Genomic DNA, 20,643 nt, shown 5'->3' on the forward strand with positions numbered 1-20,643 from the left:
TTGATGGAGTGAATTCAAACTCATTCTTCAAATTTTAAAATTTATGAAACAGAAAAGCCTAGATTAGCGTTACCAATATGCTTCCTTATCCCATCACATGAGTCAAGAAAATAAAAGGGCTTTCTATTTTAAACTCTATGAGCCTGAAAATCAGAGCCCTTTCGATAAGCTCTTTGCGATTTTCAAAGAATTGATTGTTCATACTTCCGGTGATTTAGATGAAGCGATCGACTGGCTTCGGGAATTAGACAAGGAATATCAACTGACCGATGAGGCCTATACCATCGACGATTTTATCGAAGACCTGAAAAAAAGAGGTTATATCCTCGATGAAACCAAAGAAGACGGAAGTCCGGGTTTAGGCATTACAGCCAAAACAGAAAGAGCCATCCGCCAGCAAGCACTGGATACCATTTTTGGCGACCTAAAACGCAGTGGTTCGGGGAATCATAAAAGTAAGCATCCCGGTTCCGGAGACGAACATACGGGCGAGTTCAGAGAATATCGTTTTGGGGATAGTTTAGAGAAAATATCCTTGACAGAGAGTTTGAGAAATGCCCAAATCAATCACGGCATGGACCAATTCCAATTAAGTGAAGAGGACTTAGTGGTGGAGGAATCCTTGCATAAATCCCAAATGAGTACCGTGCTCATGATAGACATCAGTCATAGCATGATTTTGTATGGAGAAGACCGCATTACCCCTGCCAAAAAGGTAGCCATGGCCTTGGCGGAGCTCATTACCACTCGTTATCCCAAAGACACTTTGGATATTTTAGTATTTGGTAATGATGCCTGGAGTATTTCTATCAAAGATTTGCCCTATCTCAAAGTAGGTCCTTACCATACCAATACGGTGGCTGGTTTACAGTTGTCCATGGATATTTTGAGAAGAAAAAGAAATACCAACAAACAGATCTTCATGATTACTGACGGTAAGCCTAGCTGCGTGAAATTACCGAATGGAGAATATTATATGAATAGCAATGGCCTCGACGAATACATTGTGGATAAATGCTATACCCAGGCCCAACAAGCCCGAAAATTGCATATTCCCATCACCACTTTCATGATTGCGCGGGATCAATACCTGCAGCGCTTCGTGAATGAATTTACCCAAGCCAACCAAGGAAAAGCATTTTATACCGGATTAAAAGGTTTGGGGGAAATGATCTTTGAAGACTACGAAACGAATCGAAAAAAACGCATTAAATAAAGCCACATGTCAATGAACACAATTGCCACTTTAGGAGAACTAAAAAAATCAGGATATACCAGCAGAGGCATCAAGGATGAATTAAGACAAAATTTGATCGCTAAAATCAAAGCGGGCATAACGCCATTTGAAGGGGTGCATGGTTTTGAACATACCGTTATTCCTGAATTAGAAAGAGCTATTTTGTCCAGACATAACATTAACCTACTGGGTCTTCGTGGACAAGCAAAAACTCGCTTGGCTCGCTTGATGGTCAGCCTATTGGATGAGTATATTCCCTTTGTCAGTGGTTCTGAAATCAATGATGATCCCTTCCAGCCTATCTCCCGATATGCCAAAGATTTGATAGCCGAAAAAGGAGACGCTACCCCCATTTCTTGGTTGCACCGCGATGAACGTTTCTTCGAAAAACTAGCCACGCCAGATGTGACTGTGGCAGACCTAATTGGAGACGTTGACCCCATCAAAGCAGCTAATTTGAAGTTGTCCTATGCCGATGACCGAGTGATACATTTTGGAATGATTCCTTGTGCCAATCGCTGTATTTTCGTCATCAATGAATTACCCGATTTACAAGCCCGTATCCAAGTGGCCTTGTTCAATATTCTACAAGAAGGGGATATTCAAATCCGCGGCTTCAAATTGCGTATGCCTTTGGATTTGCAATTCATTTTCACAGCGAATCCGGAAGATTATACCAACCGTGGAAGTATCGTGACCCCATTGAAAGACCGTATTGGATCTCAAATCTTAACGCATTATCCAGAGAGTATCGAAATTGCTAAAACCATTACGGCCCAAGAAGCTAAGCTGGAGAAAGAGCAAAAAGACCGTGTCTATGTGCCTGAATTGGCCATGGATATTTTGGAGCAAATCAGTTTTGTGGCTAGAGATAGTGAGTTTGTAGATGCCAAAAGTGGTGTTAGTGCGCGTATGAGCATTACAGCTTTAGAAAACCTGATGAGCGCTGCTGAAAGACGTTCATTACGTGCGGGAGATGATCATACTTCTTTACGATTGTCGGATTTTATGGGCATAGTCCCTTCCATCACCGGAAAAGTGGAGTTAGTCTATGAAGGCGAACAAGAAGGTGCGGCAGAAGTAGCCCAACAATTAATCAGTCAGGCGGTGCACCATTTTTTCCCGAACTATTTCCCTAAAATAGAGAAGCTGCACAAAAAAGATTTGGTAAGTCCTTATGACCCTCTATTGGAATACATCTTTACCGAAGGCGGCGTGGTGATTACGGATGATTGCTCGGATGCCGAATACCAAAGTAGCTTAGACTCCATTAAACCTTTGGGTGATTTACTAAAAAAATACATCCCAAAAGTAAAAAAAGAAGATCGCTATTTCATGAAAGAACTAGTCCTTTGGGGATTAGCCGAATACCGTAAATTAAGCAAGGAACGCATTACGGAAGGGTATCAGTTTAAGGATTTGCTTTAATAGGTATTAGTTATTAGGGTTTAGTGTTTAGAATGTTTAATTTGTGGTGACTTTGTTATTAAGCAATGATAAGGCTCTCCTTAAAATTCCTCTTTCTGCATTGCATTTAATACCTAATAACTAAACCCTAATAACTAATAAGAAACCACCTGCCCATCTTTTAAAAGTCGTTCTTTCAATAGCGAATAAGGCACTTGCTGGGTGCTAGTTTTTTGCTGGATGGCTAATACGGCTGCGGTGGCAGCGGATTGACCTAATATCATAAAGACAGGTTCCATGCGGATCGATCCATAAGCGATGTGCGAGCTGGAAAGACAAACAGGCACCAATAAATTTTGACATTCCTGCTCTTTAGGAACAATGGAGCCATAACTAATGGAATAAGGTTTATCTGGATGCACCCCAATATCTCCTTCATTTTGAACATAACCATCCGCCGTCACAAATCGCTGGGCATTATGTGCGTCCAAGGAATAGGAGCCCATGCCAATCGGTTCTTCGATCTTCGTTTTTCCCAATGCATCCGCCTCTTTCATAACGTATTTGCCCAGCATTCTTCTTGCCTCTCTCACATATAATTGATGCGGCCAGCCCCCATTATCTTTAAATTCATCTTTGGCTAAACCCCAGGTTTTCATGCGTTCCTGAACTTCTGAAGGCACTCTTGGGTCATTTTGCAAGAAATACATCAATCCCTTTTGGTATAATTCATGTTCCTTAATGATCGCTTTTCTACGTGCATAAGTAGCCTCTGGATAATCGTAGTTTTTACCTATGAAATCGGTACTAAACGGTCCATGATTATTGGTATCTGTCTTTCGGTTAGGTATGGCATCAAACTTATCAAAGGTCTCTCGCCAACCGCTTTCAAAAACCCGGGCATACAGTGTATATCGATCTGGATTATATCCTTCAGGCTTAGGAAAAGCAATCCGGTTGTCGGGGTGATTGCTCAAACACATCCGAAAACAGTAAGCTTGGATTTTATGATCTCCCGAACCATTCGGTCCTGGTTTTTCCGTGGATACTTCGGGCAATAAACCGCTGCTTGGGTCATTGGCAACCTTAAACGGACTAATCTTCGATTTGAAATAATGTCCATGCTGAAATACTCCAACCTGCACCCCATTCCACTTTTCTCCATACACCGAATTCGCCTCTCTACCGACATGATACTTAACCCCTGCTAAGGCCATCAAGTCGCCCTCATATGTAGCATCAATGAACATTTTACCGATAAATCGTTTCTTGGACAGGGTTGTTATCTCCTGAATTTTGGCATCTTTTAAACGAATGCCTTGCCGACTCCTGTCCAAAAATTCCTCTCGCAAAACCTGAATTTGGTATTCTTTAACCAAATCTTCCATCACCTGCTCCGCGGCATGTGGCTCAAAAATCCACATGGTTTTATTGGCGCCATCCATCGCCACAGTTCCTTGGCCCTTATTGCCAAACTGCGATTTCTTTTCCCAAAGCCAGTTTTCTTCCTTTTGATAATGCTGATAAATACGTTGATAAAATTCTCTTGATAAACCTCCAATCACCTCTTTGTTTCCAGTATCTGAAAAGCCCAAACCGCCAGAAGTTAATCCACCCAAATGTTTGTCGGGCGATACGACGATAACACTATGCCCCATTTTTTTCACTTGTACCGCTGCAATGATGGCCGAAGCATTTCCACCATATACAATTACATCGGCAGAATAGGTGCTTTTTTGTGCCCAAGTAGGTAGAAAAAGACAAGTAAGAAATACTACAATTAGAACCTTATAAACTTTCATAATTTGTCAACATAAGATGAAAAAACTAGGCCAGAATCCCTTTGACCAATTTGCCATGCACGTCGGTTAATCGGAACCTACGACCCTGGTATTTATACACTAATTGCTCATGGTCAATGCCCATCAAATGCAACAAAGTAGCCTGAAAATCATGCACGTGCACGGGGTCTTTGACGATATTATAACTGAAATCATCCGTCTGGCCAAAAGTCGTTCCCGCCTTCACTCCAGCTCCTGCCATCCACATGCTAAAGCACTTAGGATGATGATCTCGTCCATAACCTGTTGGCGATAATTTCCCTTGAGAATAAACCGTTCTACCAAACTCCCCACCCCAAATCACCAAGGTATCTTCCAGCATACCTCTACGCTTTAAATCCATGATTAAAGCTGCAGTAGCTTGATCGGTTTGCTTGCACTGATTAACGATGTTTTTAGGCAAACTATCGTGATGATCCCAGCCTTGATGATAGAGCTGAACAAAACGCACATCTTTTTCCAATAGCTTTCTAGCTAACAAGCAATTGGCGGCAAAGCTTCCTTTATCTCGACTGTTGGGTCCATACAAATCAAACACTTCCTGTGGCTCATCCGAAACATCCATCACTTCGGGAACCGAGGTTTGCATTTTGAAAGCCATTTCATATTGGGCTATGCGCGCATCTACTTCTGGATCACCCCAAGATTCATTTTGCAATTGGTTCAATTGCTTCAAATACTCCAACATTTCTTGACGATCCTTGCCATCGTATCCTTCGGGATTTGATAGGAATAAAACAGGGTCTTTACTCGATCTAAATTGAACACCTTGATGCTCCGAAGGCAAAAATCCATTTCCCCAAAGTCGGGCATATAATGGCTGATCTTTAGACGCATCCTTAGATACCATGACAATGAATGCAGGCAAGTTTTGATTCTCTGAACCTAAACCATAACTTAACCAAGAACCGATGGATGGTCGACCGGGTAATTGATGTCCAGTCTGAAAAAAGGTAATCGCTGGGTCATGGTTGATTTGTTCGGTAAACATGGATTTGATTACGCACAATTCATCCACCACCTGAGCTGTATATGGCAATAAATCACTCACCCAAGTTTGACTTTGACCATACTGCCTGAACCCATAGGCAGAAGCTGCCACAGGCAAAATAGCCTGATTAGCACTCATCCCCGTTAAGCGCTGACCTTTGCGAATAGAATCGGGCAAATCCTGACCCATCCGTTTAGTCAATTCAGGTTTATAATCCCAGGTTTCAAACTGGGACGGGCCTCCGCTCATGAATAAATACACCACTCGTTTCGCCTTGGGCGCTATTCTAGGTAAGGCAGACATTATTTGTTGTTCCAAAGATTGGCCTTGTGCCTGATGGGAAGCCAACAAACCATTCAAGGCTATGGCTCCAAAACCCATGGCTGTCTTCTTCAAAAAATCCCGTCGGTCTAGTCCCCAATTAAGCTTTTCCAAATCGGGATGCGATAAACGAAATGGATCGGTATGTTGATGTCCCATAATTTTATCGTTTAGTAAGGCTAGCATCTGAATTCATGATGGCACTGGCTACCACTGCATTGGCTGCTACTAGGTTGCCATCCATATTTCCTTGTACTCGCTTCATTCCTGCTTGCAGCCAGCCTTTAGCTTTTCTTGCATCTTGCTGAAAACGAACCAAACTTTTTCTTTGCAAGTCGACCAGCAAAGCCAATTCCTTTTCCGATGCTTCCCGACTAGTCAGTTTTTTAAAGGTCATTTGTATGGCTTTGTTAACATCTTTCTCTGCGGCCATTTGTTCGCCCAATATCTTGGCTGCTTCCAAAAAGGTAGGATCATTCAAACCTACTAGCGCCTGTAATGGTGTATTGGTTTTTTGTCGACGGACCAAACAAGAACTTCTTGCCGGGGCATCAAATGTAGCTAATGTAGGGTTCGGAACGGATCGCTTCACGACTACATACAAACTTCTACGATATACTGCTGAAGTGGTATCTTGTTTGTAATGGGAGCTATTGATTTCCCATAAACCATCGGGTTGATAAGGATAGACACTTTTTCCACCAATTTTTTGTACCAATAAACCACTGGCTTGAAGGGCATTATCTCGAATCATTTCTGCACTTAATCGGACGGAGGGGCCTCTCGCTAATAAACGATTTTCTGGGTCTTTTTCCCTTTGTTCGGTTGTAGCTTTTGAATCTTGTTGGTAGGTTTCCGACATCACCATTTGCTTCATCATTTGTTTGATATTCCAACCAGATTCTCGGAATTGGATAGCCAATGCGTCTAATAATTCGGGGTGGGAAGGCATTTCTCCCTGGTTTCCAAAGTCTTCGGACGTTTTGACGATACCAGTCCCAAAAAAGTTTTGCCAAAAGCGATTTACGGCCACACGAGCAGTCAAGGGATTATTTTCATGAGTTAACCATTGTGCTAAGCCGAGTCTATTCTTCGGTAAGTTGGCTGGAAATGGTAAAATCTTTTGAGGGGTATTCGGAAATACTTCTTCTCCTCTGGCATCGTATTGACCACGTTGAAGCAAAAATGATTTTTTGGGCTGCGGCATTTCTTGCATGATCATTACCTCCTCTATTTTCTCTGAGGAATCAGCCAAAGCTGTGCGCCAATGTTTGATTTCTTTAGATAAAGCCAATTGGTTACTATCCAAATTCTGTTTGAAATACGCCCGAAAAGCTTCGCCTTGGGGGTTAGTCCATTGGTCTTGCGATTTGTAGACTAACTCTTTCCAAGAGGCTCTTTGAGCTAAAATTTGTATTTCATAAGGAATAAGTTCCCGATTATAAATGGCTACTTCATCGGCTTTGCCACCTTTAAAGCCAAGGCCTCGCCACCATCCCCCAATTTGCAAACCCAATTCATTTTTGGAGAAATAAATAATGTCTTTATACAGCTGATCAATGACCGTTTCCATGTCCGACTTTTCGCCATCGACGAACAAATTAAATCCAGCAGCTTTCGAAGAACCATCATAAGTCAGGGTTAGGTGTATCCATTGGTCTCGTGGGATATCTGATTTCATCACCTTATTGATGGCATTCGATGGAGCGGTATGTGCCATGTTGATTTCCAGTCGATTGTTTTTTAAATAGACATGAAAACCCTTGAAATTATACAGTCGCTCCGCATTACTTTTATGAAAAATTACGCCTTCTTTCATGTCTTTGGGAATATTTACCCACATGGCTATGGTAAATGGTTCCGACTTTCTAAACACTCCAGCAGGGCTTAAATCTGCATAAATATCCCCATCAAAAGCCAAACCTTGCCCCTGCTTTCCTTTCACAAAAACGGGTTGATCGCCCGTCTTGCCTGATTCTCGCTTGATCACAGCGACATGCTTATCGTTCAGTCTATTTTTCAATGCCGCATCCAAATCAAAATAAGCCACCAAGCCAAGTTGAGGTATGATATCTACTGCCAATTTTTCATGGCCTTTGCTCTTTATCCAATTTTGAAAAGGGGCATTGGATGCAGGAATTTGATTCATTTTTTCCTCCATCGTAAGAATCTTGGTTTGAATGAACTTCAACACCTCATCTTTTTCTTTGGTAGGTAACATCAAAGTAGGCGTAGGCAAATCATCGGAATAGGAAATTTGTCCCGCTTCACGAACATTATTAAAAAAGCTGAATAGCTCGTAATAGTTTTTCTGAGAAATAGGGTCGTATTTATGATCATGGCAACGAGCACAACCTGTGGAAATTGCCATAAATGCCTCTCCAAAAGTATTGGTTCTGTCAATCACATATTCTGCTTGAAACTCTTCCTCTACAATGCCTCCCTCCGTATTTTGGGGATGATTTCGATTAAATCCAGTGGCAATCAACATGTCCTTGCTGGGATTGGGCATTAAATCTCCGGCCAATTGCTGATGTATGAAGGTATCATAAGGCATATTGTTATTAAAAGCCTTAATGACCCAATCGCGGTAGGGCGACATATCACGTATACGGTCCACGGTATAGCCATGAGAATCTGCAAAACGCGCTAAATCCAACCAATCAACGGCCATTTTTTCGCCAAAATGAGGAGAAGCAAGCAGTCGATCTACCTGCTTTTCATACGCATTCGGGGTATTGTCTGCAAGAAAATTATCTAGTTCAGAGATACTGGGAGCAAGACCCGTTAAATCAAAAGATAGCCGACGAAGCAGTAATGCTTTGGAGGCTTTGGCACTTATTTTTATTGACTCCTTTTCTAGTTTTGTTTGCACCCAGTAATCAATCACATTCATCCCCTTTTTAGATTCCGGGATAATATGTTTCACCGGTTTAACAAAAGCCCAATGTGGTTTGTAAACGGCTCCGTCTTGAATCCATTTTAGGAGAATGGCTTTTTCCTTGGCGGATAAACTCAAGTGAGATTTTGGCTCAGGCATGACATAACTCGGGTCTTTGGAAAGAATACGATGTGCCAATTCGCTCTTTTGTAGATTACCCGGTGTGATAGCCACTTTACCTGGACTTTCTGGCAATTTGGCATAGGCATTCTCTGGCAAATCAAGTCGCAAGCCCGCTTTTTGTTTCGCTTTATCAGGGCCATGACAAGCAAAGCATTTGTCGGACAATATCGGTTTAATATGAATATTGAAGTCCAGAGCGGTGGGAAGTTGACGATATTCCATAGCCACATCGGCTGGCATAGGCAAGCTTTTAGGTGGCTTAGCGGCCATCAAAAAACAAAGTGGAAATATCAAAAACCCATACCTTTTCATACGCTATTTTATTGCTTTCAAACGATTTGTATCTGGCGGACTAAATTGAAATTTGCCTTCCACAATAGATACGTCGGGGCGGGCTGTTTTCAATCGTTGTAAACCTTCTTGACTAAGCTTACTCTGCCAAATATAAAGAACTTTTAATGCCTTCATCGCAACAATGGCTTTTATCCCCTGGTCAGAAATCCCTGTACCATAGAGATTTAACTGACTTAGATGAGGTAATTGCCCCAAATGTTCTAAATCAGCATCTTGAACATTACTTTGTTCTAGATTCAGTTGCTGAAGGTTCTTAAAATTCAAAAGATCTTCCACTTGGATGTCTTGTCTTTTAGATAATTTAATTTGTAAAACTTGTTTTTGTAAAGCACTTGTCGCTTGCCAAACTTTTGGATCCAGACGCTTAATATTGACAAAATTTAAGCTCAAACCGCCGTTCGAGGATGGATAGGGGCTAATACTAATGCCTTGTTTTTTTGCTTCTAGCAGGGCTTCATCGGATGCGGGTTTTATAGGCAGAGGCAGAGGCATTGCATGCAATGACTTTACAGTCGCATGCAATGACTCTGCCTCTGACTCACCAAAAGGAGCACCCATTTCAATCCATCTTTTAATGATGTCAATCTGCCTTGAGTTCAGTTGTTTTTTACCTTCTGGAGGCATGTGTAAATCATCGTCTTCTGGCAAAATCAAATAACTATATAAATGACTTTTTAGCGGATTTCCTGCATGTAAGATTAGGCCTTCCTTTCCGCCTTTTTTGATAAAAGTCTTGGTATCCAAACGTAGTTTTCCTTTCTGTTTTTTACTCGAATGACATTGAAAGCAATGGCTTTTTAAAATGGGTAAAACTTCTTGCTCAAATGGATTATTTCCTTTCATGCGAACCACTTCAATTGCGGTATCCAGTTCGACTTTCTGTTGAATTGTATCTATGGTGGAAAGGCTCAATTTCTTCACAGGAGAATTTGTCTTTTTACTGGCAAATAAATAGTTAGATCCATAGGTAAGCTCACCACCTAAATGACCCGTGATAGCTATAGCAATGAGTAAAACAAGGCTAATGATTTTTTGATAAGCTTGAAAAAAATAAAGAATGATGGCACAAATGCTTGTTCCTATTCCCCACCATTGATGGGCTAAACCATCTCCTTTTTCATACTCACCTGAATTGGATAAAAGAAAGCCAGAAATAGCGGCCAATATAGCTGCGATAGTCCCCAACAAAAGTAGGATAGAAATGGAGGATTGGGTTTCAGTCTTCCGAATAGCCTGCAACCAAATCATGACACAAGCTAAAACCAATATCCCAATGGGAAAGTGTACTAAAAAGGGATGAAAATGGCCTAACAAATCAATCATTGAGGAAAATTATTTATGATCCAATAATTCCCTTCTGGACCAAGCCTCATCCATGGCGCCTCCTGTAGATTTTTGGCCTTTATGTCGCCAAATTCCATCCTGAATTTGAAAATCAAATATCAATTTTTTGCCAATACTCGAACTGGCTTTGGTAAAAAATACAATCTCTTCTGTATAGTTATTTGCTTGAGTACTATAAAAGCCTCCGCCTGTACCAAAAAATTGTTTTGTTTGAACATTGTAAGCAATCCATTGGAAAGCATTCCCAGTATGCATTTTCATGGTTCTCCTTGGGAAAAAAGGATTCGGTCTTCGCGACATAATATCGCCCGAAAAATTCCCCACAATAATCCATGCACCTTTCATTTTCCCAGACTCCCCTTTGTCCATCGGGGTATAAACAAGTTGTTCTAGTTGAATTTGTCTCTTTTTCTTTTGAAAAGTAATCTTTTTCAATTGACCCACTTGTAAAGAATCCTGCGAATTCCACTCTTGTTGAATTTCCAATTCCTTCCCTTTCATTCGATACGTTCCGCCGTAAGTTGCAATCAGCTTATGGCTATTTGTTTCAAATTGGGTAAAACTAAGCAGTTGATCTGTAACTAAAAGCCAACTAGTTACATCTCCTTGCGTATTGGACCAAGAACCTTCAATGAATTTTTGTGCTTGAATAAAACATGGATACACCAATAAGGCACATACCAAAAAGATTCGTGCTAGCTGTTTCATCATGGGAAAATAGGTTTTAAATCTGGCCTAATTTACAATCTTTTTCTGAATCCCCTAGCCTTAGGAAAGAGTATTGAAGGTGGAATTTCTCCTTAAATTTCTTGTAAATTAGCTGTTTAAATCTACCCCTTATGGAAAACCGATTTCAAGAAACATTTGAGAAGAAATATTACACTGTGGAGGGGTTCCCGAAAGGAGAATATGAAGCTTGTATATTTAAGCATTGTGATTTCGCTCAATTGGATTTATCGGAATATTCGTTCATCAATTGTCAGTTCCAAGATTGCAACCTTAGCCTTGTCAAGATGGGAAATACCAAATGGCAACATGTGACCTTTGAGAATTGCCGCTTGCAAGGTTTGCATTTTGAATACGCCAACCCTTTTTTATTTGAGGTACACTTTGACCATTGCTTTTTAAATCTATCATCATTTTATCAGCGACAAATGAAAAAGGCAAAATTTAAACATTGCTCATTGCATGAAGTCGATTTCGGAAATGCCAATTTGAGCGAGGCTATTTTTGAAGAATGTGATTTGTTGCATGCGCAATTTGACCAAACTAATTTAGAAAAGGCCGACTTCAGAACATCGTATCATTTTGAGATAAATCCTCAAATTAATCGAATCAAAAAAGCCAAATTTTCTAAATCAAGTCTAGCAGGTTTATTGACGAGCTTTGGCATCATCATTGATTAATTCCGCCATTATTTTTAAGTGATGGTGAGTATGGATTCTCAAAAAATAATGGGTGTCCTTTAGATCCAAATCTCCAAAAATAAAATGGTGAAAATAGGTTTTAGTTGGTAGGGTCTTCATCTCTTCCAATAATTGATGCACCTTGGCCAGCGAATCCTTTACACATTGATCCGTTACATGTAAATCCGTTACATGTAACGGATCAATGTGTAAAGGATCAACATACTTCGGGGCTTTCACACGACCCCTTGGAATTTTTTGAGTAAAAAATATCCATGCTCTTCTCCAATTAAATACCCAGCGGTAACTATTGATATCGGATTTTTTTAGGGCACTTATGATACTGATCATCACCAACAGACAATGTTCAATATGCCAGCCAACTGAGCCCTCAGAAATATGGGGATTAGTCACATGCATATGAGACATGTTTTCTTCCAACTGTTGAACTTGCCTTTCTAATGATTCCATGGGTCTTTTTTATACACAAGTAATTGTTGATGATCTCGTACTATGCTCCTTTCAAATGTCAAACTTAGGTGTAGTAATAAGCGTATGGAGCGCACATTATCCTCTAAGGTAGTAGCGAATATAGGTGCTTTTTGATTGGCAAAATAATCCTCCAATACTAAACTAGCGGCTTCATAAGCATAGCCCTTCCCAAAATGAGACGGTAAAAAAGCAAAACCGATATCCGGTTGAGGTAAATAATCTCTTTGAACCAGGGAAATAATTCCAAGAGGAATATCGGCAGATTGAAGAAATACCACTCGATAATGAATCCCAGGATTATCGCGCAATTTGGTACAAAAATCCTCGGCTTCGAGTAAGGTTCTTACACCTCTATCTCCTATAAACTGAATAAATCCAGGAGTATTCAATAATTCCAGTAAAAATGAGGCATCATTAAGACCTAGATCTTTAACATATAATCGTTGACTTTTTAATAGCTTGACCACCATAGATAAAAGGATGGGGCTAAAAGCCCCAAATAATTTCTGTAAAGAAAATAAAAAATCTCGTAGGGTTGTAAGTTGATGAAGCTAAGATGTTTTTGTTTAAACGGCTTGACTAAACTTCAGGGTAGCATGCTCGTCGGATAATAGTTTTAAGTCAAATGCCTTACAAACATTTCGAACAAAGTTGGCTCCTGTGGTAGTCAGAGTTAAACCTTGATAATCCCATTGAATTAATCCGTCTTCTTCTAATTCTGCTAAATAGGGAAAACTATATAATTCTAAGGTTGGAATATCTTCGGATCTAAATTGGGTCTTACCATTACAAGCAACATCCAAAATATATTGTCGCATGGCTTGATCTGTATCAGTCAAAAAATACCCTTTAAATACAGCTAATTTTCCTTGTTTGACTTCCTCATAGTAATCATGAATTGTTTTTTTATTTTGTGCAAAGCCATAAAAAACATCACTGATACTAGAAACACCTAAACCCAAAACCATGCCAGTTTGTTGGACAGTATATCCCATAAAATTACGGTGCAATGTCCCCTGTTCTTTGATTTTATACATCAAATCATCAGGCAAAGCAAAATGGTCCATCCCAATATCTTGATATCCTTGGGCTAGAAAAAGACTTCGACCCAATTGGTACAAAGCTAATTTTTCGGGAGCTGATGGTAAATCATTTTCGTCGAATAAGCGCTGCCCTCGACTTGTCCATGGCACGTGTGCATAACTGTAAAACGCTATTCTATCAGGACGTAAAGAAATGGCATCTTGAATCGTCTTTTCGATACGATCGATGGTTTGGAGAGGAAGGCCATAAACCAAATCAATATTGACTGATTCATAACCAATTTCCCTAGCCCACTGAACCACTTGTTGGACATTTTCCTGAGGTTGAATACGGTTTATCACTTGTTGAACTTCAGGATTACTGTCTTGCATTCCAAAACTCACCCGATTAAAACCGAGATCAAATAAGGTCTTTAAATGAGCATAAGTGGTATTATTGGGGTGGCCTTCAAAGCTAAATTCATGCTCATCAGCAACCTGAGAATCCGAAAGGATGGTTTGAATTAAGCGTTGTAAATTTTCTGGTGAAAAAAATGTAGGTGTGCCTCCACCTAAATGAAACTCCCTAATTAAAGGAGTGGAAGACATTTGTTGGCGGTATAATTGCCATTCTTTCAACACCACCTCGATATATTCGTCTTCTACTTTGTGGTTGGTGGTAATGCGTTTATTACAACCACAAAAGGTACACATACTTTCACAAAAAGGAAGGTGAATATAGAGGCTGATTCCTTGGGAAACATTGCATTCCTCAAATCGCAAAGAAAAAGCTGATTTCCACTGATTAGCATCTATTTGATTATCCCAATATGGCACCGTTGGATAACTTGTGTATCGCGGAATTGGGACATTGTATTTATTCAGTAAAGTGGTATCAATTGGACTCATTTTTAGCTTTTTCTGGGTGATCTGTCAGCTTCATTTAAATCTGTAAATCTGGGAGATTTGTCAACTTTTGAAAAGTTGACAAATCTAAGTTGACATGCCAATGTGGACAAAACTACTCAGATTGGCTGGTTTGATTCCTGAGAAAAGTACCAATTACTTGATAAAAAACTGATATTAATCATGTTCCGCAGCTTGGCGAAGCGTATCCAAGAATACCTGCAAAGGCTGCGCTCCTGGGATTCCATATCGACGATTGAACACGAAAAATGGTACACCTTTCAAGCCCAAGCTAATCCCTTCCTGCGTATCCTGTCTTACTCGATAAGCCAATTCATCATTCACCAAAGCTGCTAAAATGGCCTCTTTTTCTAATCCTACCGATTCCCCAATAGCCACCAAATCCGTTTCTAAGGCCAAGTTTTTCCCCTCCACAAAATAGGCTTCAAAAAGCTTTTCCTCGATTTCATTATCCTTTTTTTGCTCTTTGGCCAACTGAATTAACTGATGTGCTTTCATGGAATTGGCAACCACCAAACGATCAAACTGGTAATTCAATCCTACATGAGCAGCCATATCAGCTACATTTTGGTGCATCTCCTTCGATTTCTCCACACTGATTCCCTTACGATCCGCTAAGTATTCATAAATATTCACTGGCTCCTCGAAATGCATCGGAATGCTAGGATCCAGTTGATAACTTTTCCATTCAATTTCAATCGCTGTGTTAGAATCAAATTGTTCCAACGCCTTTTCTAAATGTCGTTTTCCGATGTAACAAAAGGGACACATGATATCACTCCAAATTTCTATTTTCATCTTGGCTAGTTTAATGTTCCAAAACCGAATTTCGCATATAAAAAGTTCCGATTCGAATATTTGAGTAAATTGTACAAAGCAACTTTAGCTTTTAACCAACTCAATCATCAAGCCATGAAACCTCTCCCATTCAGCATTGCCTATTTTTATCTCTTCCTTTCTATTGTTGGAGGTTCAATCACTTTTTATTTTGTTTGGCTAGGTATGCAAGAACAAAACGGAAATTTTGACGTCATGCAATTTGTTCAAAGTACATGGACCAGTTATTATGCCAAAAGTTTAACTTTCGATTTCTGGACAGGAACCACAGCAGGGACTTTTTTCATGCTGGTGGAAGGCTATCGATTGCAAATGAAAAATAAAGGGTTGTATATCTTGGCAACTTTTCTGATAGGCTACGCTTTTGCATTCCCTCTTTTCTTGTTTTTCAGACATAAAAAAATATCACTCACACCCGCAATATGAAACATTGGCTATACTTATTGATTCTTTCCCCAATTTCTCTATTTGCTCAAGATACTCTGCTAGTTCAGCATGTTACCGACTTCACCATCGATGGTCAAGCGACCCATATGGCTTGGCAACAAAGCAAATGGTATCCTTTACCCGCTAGGAATGAATTAGCTAAGGAACTGGAAACTAGATTTAAAATCCTGTATTCCGACAAAGGTATGTATGTGTATTTGGAGGGTAAAGACCGAAAAATAAGCACAACTTTTCAGAACGATTTTGAAGATTTATACCAAGCAGATGTATTCGAAGTGTTTTTCCATCCAAATCCTTCTGTGCCTCTTTATTTTGAATATGAAATCAATCCTTTGGAAAAAGAACTCGTCTTAATGGTACCAAATTCGAATGGCAAATTTTACGGTTGGTTACCCTGGCATTATGAAGGAGAAAGAAAAGTTCAAAAGAAGGTTTCTTTCAAACACATTCCAGGTGGCACAGGTGCTTGGTCAGCTGAACTATTTATCCCTTTCACTTTGCTCACTCCCTTAGAAAATGTTCCAGCAAAACCAGGATCCATATGGAAAGGCAATTTTTGTAGGCTAGATTATGATTCAGGAAAAATGGCGAAATGGTCCTGGTCTCCATTGCCAGGTACATTCCACGACTATAAAAAATATGGGGTCTTTCTGTTTAAATAGACCCCATACCTTATTTCCCTAGCATAGGAAATAATCGACGAATATCTTGTTCCGTTGGTTGCGTTCCGTATTCACAAATTTCAAATGCTTCGGCATATTTAGCTTGATCAGCACGGGATTTACCGTACCATTTTTCTAAGGTTTTTCTTACCTCAGGATTGGGTGCTTGAACTCGTTTAGCCAATAAATACTCCTTGTGTTTGGCCGGATCTTTTGGCACCTCATTTTCGTAGTTTCCTATCCAAGGCAACCACTCATAAAATTGAGATTGATGAGCATCTAAGCCAGCTAATTTTTTGTCCAGAACTGGTGTTATATCGACAGCAATATCTGCTTGAAAAGGATTAGGCTTTTTGAAATTATCTTGAAAATACAAGAATACTGGGTTCTTTCTCAAGGGTTCTACATCAGGTGCCACATTGGGCACACCTACCATAAAGGCTGCATCTTGAACCAAAACGCCCGTATATCGGTGATCAGGATGGTAGTCATTTGAGCGTGGAGCAATCACCACATCTGCTTTCCATTCTCGTATTTTTCGGATGATTTGCAAACGAATTTCTAAACTAGGTAAAAGCTCCCCATCATGATTATCCAATACATCATAGGAAACACCTAATCTGCGAGCCACCTCTTTGGTTTCTGCAATTCTTCTTTTTGCCAACATCCCTCCACCTTCTGTTTGATGTCCTGCATCTCCATTGGTAACTGATACAAATTTAACATGATGGCCCATAGCCACAAACAAGGCCGCCGTTCCTCCGCTCTTGATATCGCAATCATCCGGATGCGCACCTATCATGATAATTTGCAATGGGCGATCTTGCGCACTAATGTTCCAAGTGACTACACAGGCCATTAAAACGGTTAAAAGAATTCCTTTTTTCATCTGTTATTCAGTTTATTTTGTCATAAATGTCCAAGTAATTTCAGGCAAATACCCAAAGTTCGAATGAGGAGCTACTTGTTTTGGATAAGCTTCTAATTGCCCATTGCTTCCTTGTTTCACCCCAAATTCAGTCCAACTATGAGCGCCCTTTTCAAAATTGAAAGTCCGGCCGTCATCATCGTATAATTTCCAAGTACCTGCTTTCTGACCATAATGTCGAATTTCTAAAGCAAATGCTTGTCCGTCTTTGGGGGCTTGTCGGTGTACTGGCACCATGGGAATCAATGCCCCATCTTTGACAAAAAGAGGAATCTTATCTAAACTTGGGCTAATCTGTATTTTTTGATTTTCACCAGCTAATTTCCCAGTATAAAAGTCATACCATTTCCCTTCAGGTAAATAAACTTCGCGCGTTTTCTCTCCCGCAAACATAGGTGCCACTAAGATAAAATCGCCCATCATGTACTGATCCTTGATATCGTTTTTAACACTCATTCCATAAGGATTTTCCGTTGCATCCACCTTCCCCTTGGCCCCCTGAGGTTTGTAGCCAAATCCATCTACTAGATTCATCGCTCTAAAAGGAGGCTTCCCTTCAAAACGATACTGGGCAAAGGTCGTGTAGAGATATGGAAGTAGTTGCATCCGTAAATTCGCCACATCACTAACTGCTTTTTCTACTTCAGGAAAAGACCATGGTTTTGTCCCATCCGACCAAGCATTCAACATGGCCATGGGCGAAAAACAAACTGATTGCATCCTTCTAACCCATTCCTCTGCCGATTTAGATGCTCTAACTTCTGGTGTCCAAAGCACTCCAATAAAACTAGAATTAACTAATGCCGTTATAAAATCTTTGTGGCTATAATAATCATTGTAAATCACATAGGGCAAAGAACTTGAACCCGCATTGGAAGCACGGATCAAACCATAGGTTCTTTTGTTTTTCTCCTTGTACCAAGAACTAGTCATTTCTTGTACCATCAAACCATATATTTGTCGCATCTGTTCGGCACTCGTTCCAGATGGAAACGTGGCCACATCTGGCCAAATCCAATTGTCGTATCCATCAACCTCATCGATTTTATAGCCTCCCACGCCAATATCCAAATGGTTTTTTACAAAATGATCCTTGACTAATTTTCTTGCCTGGGGCAAAGTAAAATCTGGAACTATTCCATTCCAAACTAGGTGGGAACCCGTGTATTTTTTCATTCCTGCATACAAGGAAGACTTCGGCGAAATATAAGGATTCAACCAGAGATTGGCCGATAAGCCCATGCGGGCTAAGGTATCTAAAAAGGCTTTGGGACGAGGAAAACGACCCGGATCCCATTCAAAAGTACAAGGATAAGACGCAGAATGCCAGCCTGGTTCTACACCAATAAAATCCAAAGGAAATTGATGTGTTTCAAAGCTCTTTGCCTCCTTGATGATGTCATCTTGACTAAACAAAGTCGGAACTCGTTGGGTAAAACCTAATCCCCATTTAGGTGGCAAATAACCTCCACCATTGAATAAATTATACCGCTGAACTACCTGCATAGGACTTGGTCCAGCAAAAACATATATACTAGCTCCATCGGCAGGAATCAAGACTTCCAACACATCTGAAGGGGGTTGTGAATCCCAATTTTTATCCGAATTTCGATCTTGTATGGGAGCTGGACGCTTGGCGTCAGCACGGACATTAGATCCCGCATAAACTGTCATATAAGACGCAGCGTCGATTAAAACACCATAACCTTTGGATGAAACATAAAAAGGAACTGGTGCATGGGTGCGTCCATTATCTTTTCCCCCATAATGGTCTACATGCAAGTTTAAAATCCGTCCTCGTTGATTGACCGTTTGAAAATTCAATCCCAAACCAAAAACCTGCTCCTCTTGACTCAAAGGAAAACGAAGGTATATTTTTTTATCAATTAGCTGAATTTTGATGTCCTCTTTCGACAAAGGGAATTTTTCATTGGGCAACTTGCCTAATGCTTCATGAAGGGCATTAGCGCCCGCTGCTTGGAGTAAACTGATATGGCGGGGATTCCCTATTTGCGTTTTCCAAACACCTGGCTGAACTTCTTTCCACAGACTTCCCTTTTGAGCAAAAAGAGATAAAGAAAAAAATAGATAAATAATGGTCCCCAAATTGCGCATTGGATTCATGTTTTAAAGGCTTAGAGATTCAAATATGTCCAAATATTCATGGAAGAACAAATCAACCTAATTTTGCCTGCTATTGACCGGATTCTCTAGTCATTCATGATATGAAATCTCATTCATTTTCTAACCAGAGACCATTTGTCATAATTCATGCCTCATTTTGAAATATTTAATCTTATTTTGGTCAAAAGGCTTATCATGAAATATCTGTTAAAACTAGAATCTTTAGGCTTATTTGCCTTGAGTATTTGGGCATACATGGAGTTTTTCCCAAATCAATGGGGCACATTTGCTTGGCTGATTTTAGCTCCTGACCTTTCATTTTTAGCTGTTGTCCTTTCAAAAAAATTAGGACTACAAGCCTATAATCTATTTCATCACCAAGGAATAATCGCTTTGGGGATTCTGCTTGGTGGTATTGGACACATACCACTTCTTCTACAAATAAGCCTCATTTTTATGGCGCATAGCACCATCGATAGGGTGCTAGGATATGGCTTAAAATTAGAAAGTTTCGAGCACACACATTTAGGATGGATAGGAAAAAGTAAGTTCAAAAACCATGAGCAATAGACGCCTCGAAGATATTCGCAATTTTGGCCCATATACCACAGGTATTCTCAACCAAATTGGTATTTATACCGAACAAGATTTATTATCGACCGATTATCTGAGCATCTCCGAAAAACTAGTAGAAAAAGGTATTCAACCTAATTTAAACATCTTCTATGGAATTGAAATGGCCTTACAAGGTAAAGTTTGGACCGAAATTACTGGGCAAGAAAAACAAGAAATCAAACAATTATTGGGCCGAAAATAAAAGCCATTCGGTAAATATTTAGTCGACCCTACAGCCATTCTAAGCATTTTGATGTAGTTTAGATTCATCGAATAGACGAATCTTTTTAAACATATGGAAACTAAATATTTATTACATCACGTATTCTTTTGGTTAAATAACCCTGAGTCTACGGAGGACCGAAACAAGCTCATTGAAGGATTAAACACCCTTAAAGGCATTGATGCCATCCAAAAAATACACATTGGGGTATTGGCTTCCACTGAAAAAAGAGATGTAGTGGATACTTCATGGGACGTATCAGAATTGATGTTTTTTGAAAATGAAAAAGATCAAAAAATATATCAAGACCACCTCATTCACCAAGATTTTGTTAAAAACTACAGCCATTTATGGAAAAAAGTCGTGGTTTTTGATGCGCAAGACGTATAATAAATCTCCTT

At 40.0% G+C, this 20,643-nt stretch carries 19 protein-coding genes; 8 read left to right on the top strand and 11 right to left on the bottom strand.

The genetic code is table 11. From position 1 onward, the window contains the following. Window positions 1-97: 97 nt before the first annotated feature. Complete coding sequence (locus G9H60_RS08170; RefSeq protein ID WP_223143572.1) at window positions 98-1,216, top strand: vWA domain-containing protein; 1,119 nt, start codon at window positions 98-100, stop codon at window positions 1,214-1,216. Window positions 1,217-1,222: 6 nt separating this feature from the next. Continuing rightward, complete coding sequence (locus G9H60_RS08175; RefSeq protein ID WP_223143573.1) at window positions 1,223-2,665, top strand: AAA family ATPase; 1,443 nt, start codon at window positions 1,223-1,225, stop codon at window positions 2,663-2,665. Between the two features lie 134 nt (window positions 2,666-2,799). On the opposite strand, the gene G9H60_RS08180 is transcribed toward G9H60_RS08175, so the two are convergent. From G9H60_RS08180 to G9H60_RS08200, 5 genes are read right to left on the bottom strand one after another with little or no spacing between them, the layout of a single operon-like run. Continuing rightward, window positions 2,800-4,446, bottom strand: a complete 1,647-nt coding sequence (locus G9H60_RS08180) for an FAD-dependent oxidoreductase (protein ID WP_223143574.1) — start codon at window positions 4,444-4,446, stop codon at window positions 2,800-2,802. 25 nt (window positions 4,447-4,471) lie between these two features. Continuing rightward, window positions 4,472-5,956, bottom strand: a complete 1,485-nt coding sequence (locus tag G9H60_RS08185) for a DUF1501 domain-containing protein (protein WP_223143575.1) — start codon at window positions 5,954-5,956, stop codon at window positions 4,472-4,474. A 4-nt stretch (window positions 5,957-5,960) separates the two neighbouring features. Beyond that, the gene (locus G9H60_RS08190) at window positions 5,961-9,131 is read right to left on the bottom strand and encodes a DUF1553 domain-containing protein (protein ID WP_262899992.1); all 3,171 of its coding nucleotides are present in this window, start codon (window positions 9,129-9,131) and stop codon (window positions 5,961-5,963) included. A gap of 45 nt (window positions 9,132-9,176) precedes the next feature. After that, complete coding sequence (locus G9H60_RS08195) at window positions 9,177-10,538, bottom strand: c-type cytochrome domain-containing protein (RefSeq protein WP_223143577.1); 1,362 nt, start codon at window positions 10,536-10,538, stop codon at window positions 9,177-9,179. 9 nt (window positions 10,539-10,547) lie between these two features. Then, the gene (locus G9H60_RS08200) at window positions 10,548-11,270 is read right to left on the bottom strand and encodes a hypothetical protein (protein WP_223143578.1); all 723 of its coding nucleotides are present in this window, start codon (window positions 11,268-11,270) and stop codon (window positions 10,548-10,550) included. A gap of 128 nt (window positions 11,271-11,398) precedes the next feature. Here G9H60_RS08200 and G9H60_RS08205 point away from each other — a divergent pair, with 128 nt between their 5' ends. After that, on the top strand, window positions 11,399-11,965 hold the full coding sequence (locus G9H60_RS08205; RefSeq protein WP_223143579.1) for a pentapeptide repeat-containing protein: 567 nt from the start codon (window positions 11,399-11,401) through the stop codon (window positions 11,963-11,965). Here the strand turns inward: G9H60_RS08205 and G9H60_RS08210 are convergent. From G9H60_RS08210 to G9H60_RS08225, 4 genes are all read right to left on the bottom strand, one after another. Then, on the bottom strand, window positions 11,933-12,436 hold the full coding sequence (locus G9H60_RS08210; RefSeq protein ID WP_223143580.1) for a hypothetical protein: 504 nt from the start codon (window positions 12,434-12,436) through the stop codon (window positions 11,933-11,935). The two genes, G9H60_RS08205 and G9H60_RS08210, sit on opposite strands and share 33 nt — an antisense overlap. After that, entirely contained in the window at window positions 12,424-12,927 is a 504-nt protein-coding gene (locus G9H60_RS08215; protein ID WP_223143581.1) for a GNAT family N-acetyltransferase, read from the bottom strand. Before G9H60_RS08215 ends, G9H60_RS08210 begins: the two co-directional genes overlap by 13 nt. A gap of 96 nt (window positions 12,928-13,023) precedes the next feature. Further along, on the bottom strand, window positions 13,024-14,388 hold the full coding sequence (gene hemN / locus G9H60_RS08220; protein WP_262899993.1) for an oxygen-independent coproporphyrinogen III oxidase: 1,365 nt from the start codon (window positions 14,386-14,388) through the stop codon (window positions 13,024-13,026). A gap of 174 nt (window positions 14,389-14,562) precedes the next feature. Then, on the bottom strand, window positions 14,563-15,204 hold the full coding sequence (locus G9H60_RS08225) for a DsbA family oxidoreductase (RefSeq protein ID WP_223143582.1): 642 nt from the start codon (window positions 15,202-15,204) through the stop codon (window positions 14,563-14,565). A 114-nt stretch (window positions 15,205-15,318) separates the two neighbouring features. Between G9H60_RS08225 and G9H60_RS08230 the strand changes: the two genes are divergently transcribed. Together G9H60_RS08230 and G9H60_RS08235 are read left to right on the top strand one after the other, a co-directional pair. Beyond that, a complete protein-coding gene (locus G9H60_RS08230) occupies window positions 15,319-15,669 on the top strand; it encodes a DUF2834 domain-containing protein (RefSeq protein ID WP_223143583.1) in 351 nt (116 codons plus the stop codon). After that, window positions 15,666-16,352, top strand: a complete 687-nt coding sequence (locus tag G9H60_RS08235) for a carbohydrate-binding family 9-like protein (RefSeq protein ID WP_223143584.1) — start codon at window positions 15,666-15,668, stop codon at window positions 16,350-16,352. Before G9H60_RS08230 ends, G9H60_RS08235 begins: the two co-directional genes overlap by 4 nt. 10 nt (window positions 16,353-16,362) lie before the next feature. On the opposite strand, the gene G9H60_RS08240 is transcribed toward G9H60_RS08235, so the two are convergent. After that, a complete protein-coding gene (locus G9H60_RS08240; RefSeq protein WP_223143585.1) occupies window positions 16,363-17,241 on the bottom strand; it encodes a PIG-L deacetylase family protein in 879 nt (292 codons plus the stop codon). Between the two features lie 12 nt (window positions 17,242-17,253). Then, window positions 17,254-19,404: a TIM-barrel domain-containing protein gene (locus G9H60_RS08245; protein ID WP_262899994.1), complete on the bottom strand. Its 2,151-nt coding sequence runs from the start codon at window positions 19,402-19,404 to the stop codon at window positions 17,254-17,256. Window positions 19,405-19,599: 195 nt separating this feature from the next. On the opposite strand from G9H60_RS08245, the gene G9H60_RS08250 reads away from it, so the two are divergent. The 3 genes from G9H60_RS08250 (at window position 19,600) to G9H60_RS08260 (ending at window position 20,632) form a co-directional block, all read left to right on the top strand. Beyond that, window positions 19,600-19,974 (top strand): DUF4260 family protein, encoded by a 375-nt coding sequence (locus G9H60_RS08250; protein WP_223143586.1) that lies wholly within the window; start codon window positions 19,600-19,602, stop codon window positions 19,972-19,974. Continuing rightward, the gene (locus tag G9H60_RS08255; RefSeq protein WP_223143587.1) at window positions 19,964-20,221 is read left to right on the top strand and encodes a TfoX/Sxy family DNA transformation protein; all 258 of its coding nucleotides are present in this window, start codon (window positions 19,964-19,966) and stop codon (window positions 20,219-20,221) included. The genes G9H60_RS08250 and G9H60_RS08255 overlap by 11 nt, the downstream gene beginning before the upstream one ends. A gap of 93 nt (window positions 20,222-20,314) precedes the next feature. Continuing rightward, window positions 20,315-20,632, top strand: a complete 318-nt coding sequence (locus G9H60_RS08260; protein ID WP_223143588.1) for a Dabb family protein — start codon at window positions 20,315-20,317, stop codon at window positions 20,630-20,632. Window positions 20,633-20,643: the final 11 nt, after the last annotated feature.

This window comes from Aquirufa aurantiipilula, assembly GCF_019923745.1.
Taxonomy (GTDB): Bacteria; Bacteroidota; Bacteroidia; order Cytophagales; family Spirosomataceae; genus Aquirufa; species Aquirufa aurantiipilula.

What these genes read in the sequence shown, in the direction of transcription:
- G9H60_RS08230 (WP_223143583.1), top strand. Translation starts at nt 15,319, where the DNA reads ATGAAACCTCTCCCATTCAGCATTGCCTATTTTTATCTCTTCCTTTCT.
- G9H60_RS08185 (WP_223143575.1), bottom strand. Translation starts at nt 5,956, where the DNA reads ATGGGACATCAACATACCGATCCATTTCGTTTATCGCATCCCGATTTG.
- G9H60_RS08205 (WP_223143579.1), top strand. Translation starts at nt 11,399, where the DNA reads ATGGAAAACCGATTTCAAGAAACATTTGAGAAGAAATATTACACTGTG.
- G9H60_RS08175 (WP_223143573.1), top strand. Translation starts at nt 1,223, where the DNA reads ATGTCAATGAACACAATTGCCACTTTAGGAGAACTAAAAAAATCAGGA.
- G9H60_RS08235 (WP_223143584.1), top strand. Translation starts at nt 15,666, where the DNA reads ATGAAACATTGGCTATACTTATTGATTCTTTCCCCAATTTCTCTATTT.
- G9H60_RS08195 (WP_223143577.1), bottom strand. Translation starts at nt 10,538, where the DNA reads ATGATTGATTTGTTAGGCCATTTTCATCCCTTTTTAGTACACTTTCCC.
- G9H60_RS08240 (WP_223143585.1), bottom strand. Translation starts at nt 17,241, where the DNA reads ATGAAAAAAGGAATTCTTTTAACCGTTTTAATGGCCTGTGTAGTCACT.
- G9H60_RS08255 (WP_223143587.1), top strand. Translation starts at nt 19,964, where the DNA reads ATGAGCAATAGACGCCTCGAAGATATTCGCAATTTTGGCCCATATACC.
- G9H60_RS08225 (WP_223143582.1), bottom strand. Translation starts at nt 15,204, where the DNA reads ATGAAAATAGAAATTTGGAGTGATATCATGTGTCCCTTTTGTTACATC.
- hemN (WP_262899993.1), bottom strand. Translation starts at nt 14,388, where the DNA reads ATGAGTCCAATTGATACCACTTTACTGAATAAATACAATGTCCCAATT.
- G9H60_RS08215 (WP_223143581.1), bottom strand. Translation starts at nt 12,927, where the DNA reads ATGGTGGTCAAGCTATTAAAAAGTCAACGATTATATGTTAAAGATCTA.
- G9H60_RS08260 (WP_223143588.1), top strand. Translation starts at nt 20,315, where the DNA reads ATGGAAACTAAATATTTATTACATCACGTATTCTTTTGGTTAAATAAC.
- G9H60_RS08190 (WP_262899992.1), bottom strand. Translation starts at nt 9,131, where the DNA reads ATGGCCGCTAAGCCACCTAAAAGCTTGCCTATGCCAGCCGATGTGGCT.
- G9H60_RS08200 (WP_223143578.1), bottom strand. Translation starts at nt 11,270, where the DNA reads ATGATGAAACAGCTAGCACGAATCTTTTTGGTATGTGCCTTATTGGTG.
- G9H60_RS08245 (WP_262899994.1), bottom strand. Translation starts at nt 19,404, where the DNA reads ATGAATCCAATGCGCAATTTGGGGACCATTATTTATCTATTTTTTTCT.
- G9H60_RS08170 (WP_223143572.1), top strand. Translation starts at nt 98, where the DNA reads ATGAGTCAAGAAAATAAAAGGGCTTTCTATTTTAAACTCTATGAGCCT.
- G9H60_RS08180 (WP_223143574.1), bottom strand. Translation starts at nt 4,446, where the DNA reads ATGAAAGTTTATAAGGTTCTAATTGTAGTATTTCTTACTTGTCTTTTT.
- G9H60_RS08210 (WP_223143580.1), bottom strand. Translation starts at nt 12,436, where the DNA reads ATGGAATCATTAGAAAGGCAAGTTCAACAGTTGGAAGAAAACATGTCT.
- G9H60_RS08250 (WP_223143586.1), top strand. Translation starts at nt 19,600, where the DNA reads ATGAAATATCTGTTAAAACTAGAATCTTTAGGCTTATTTGCCTTGAGT.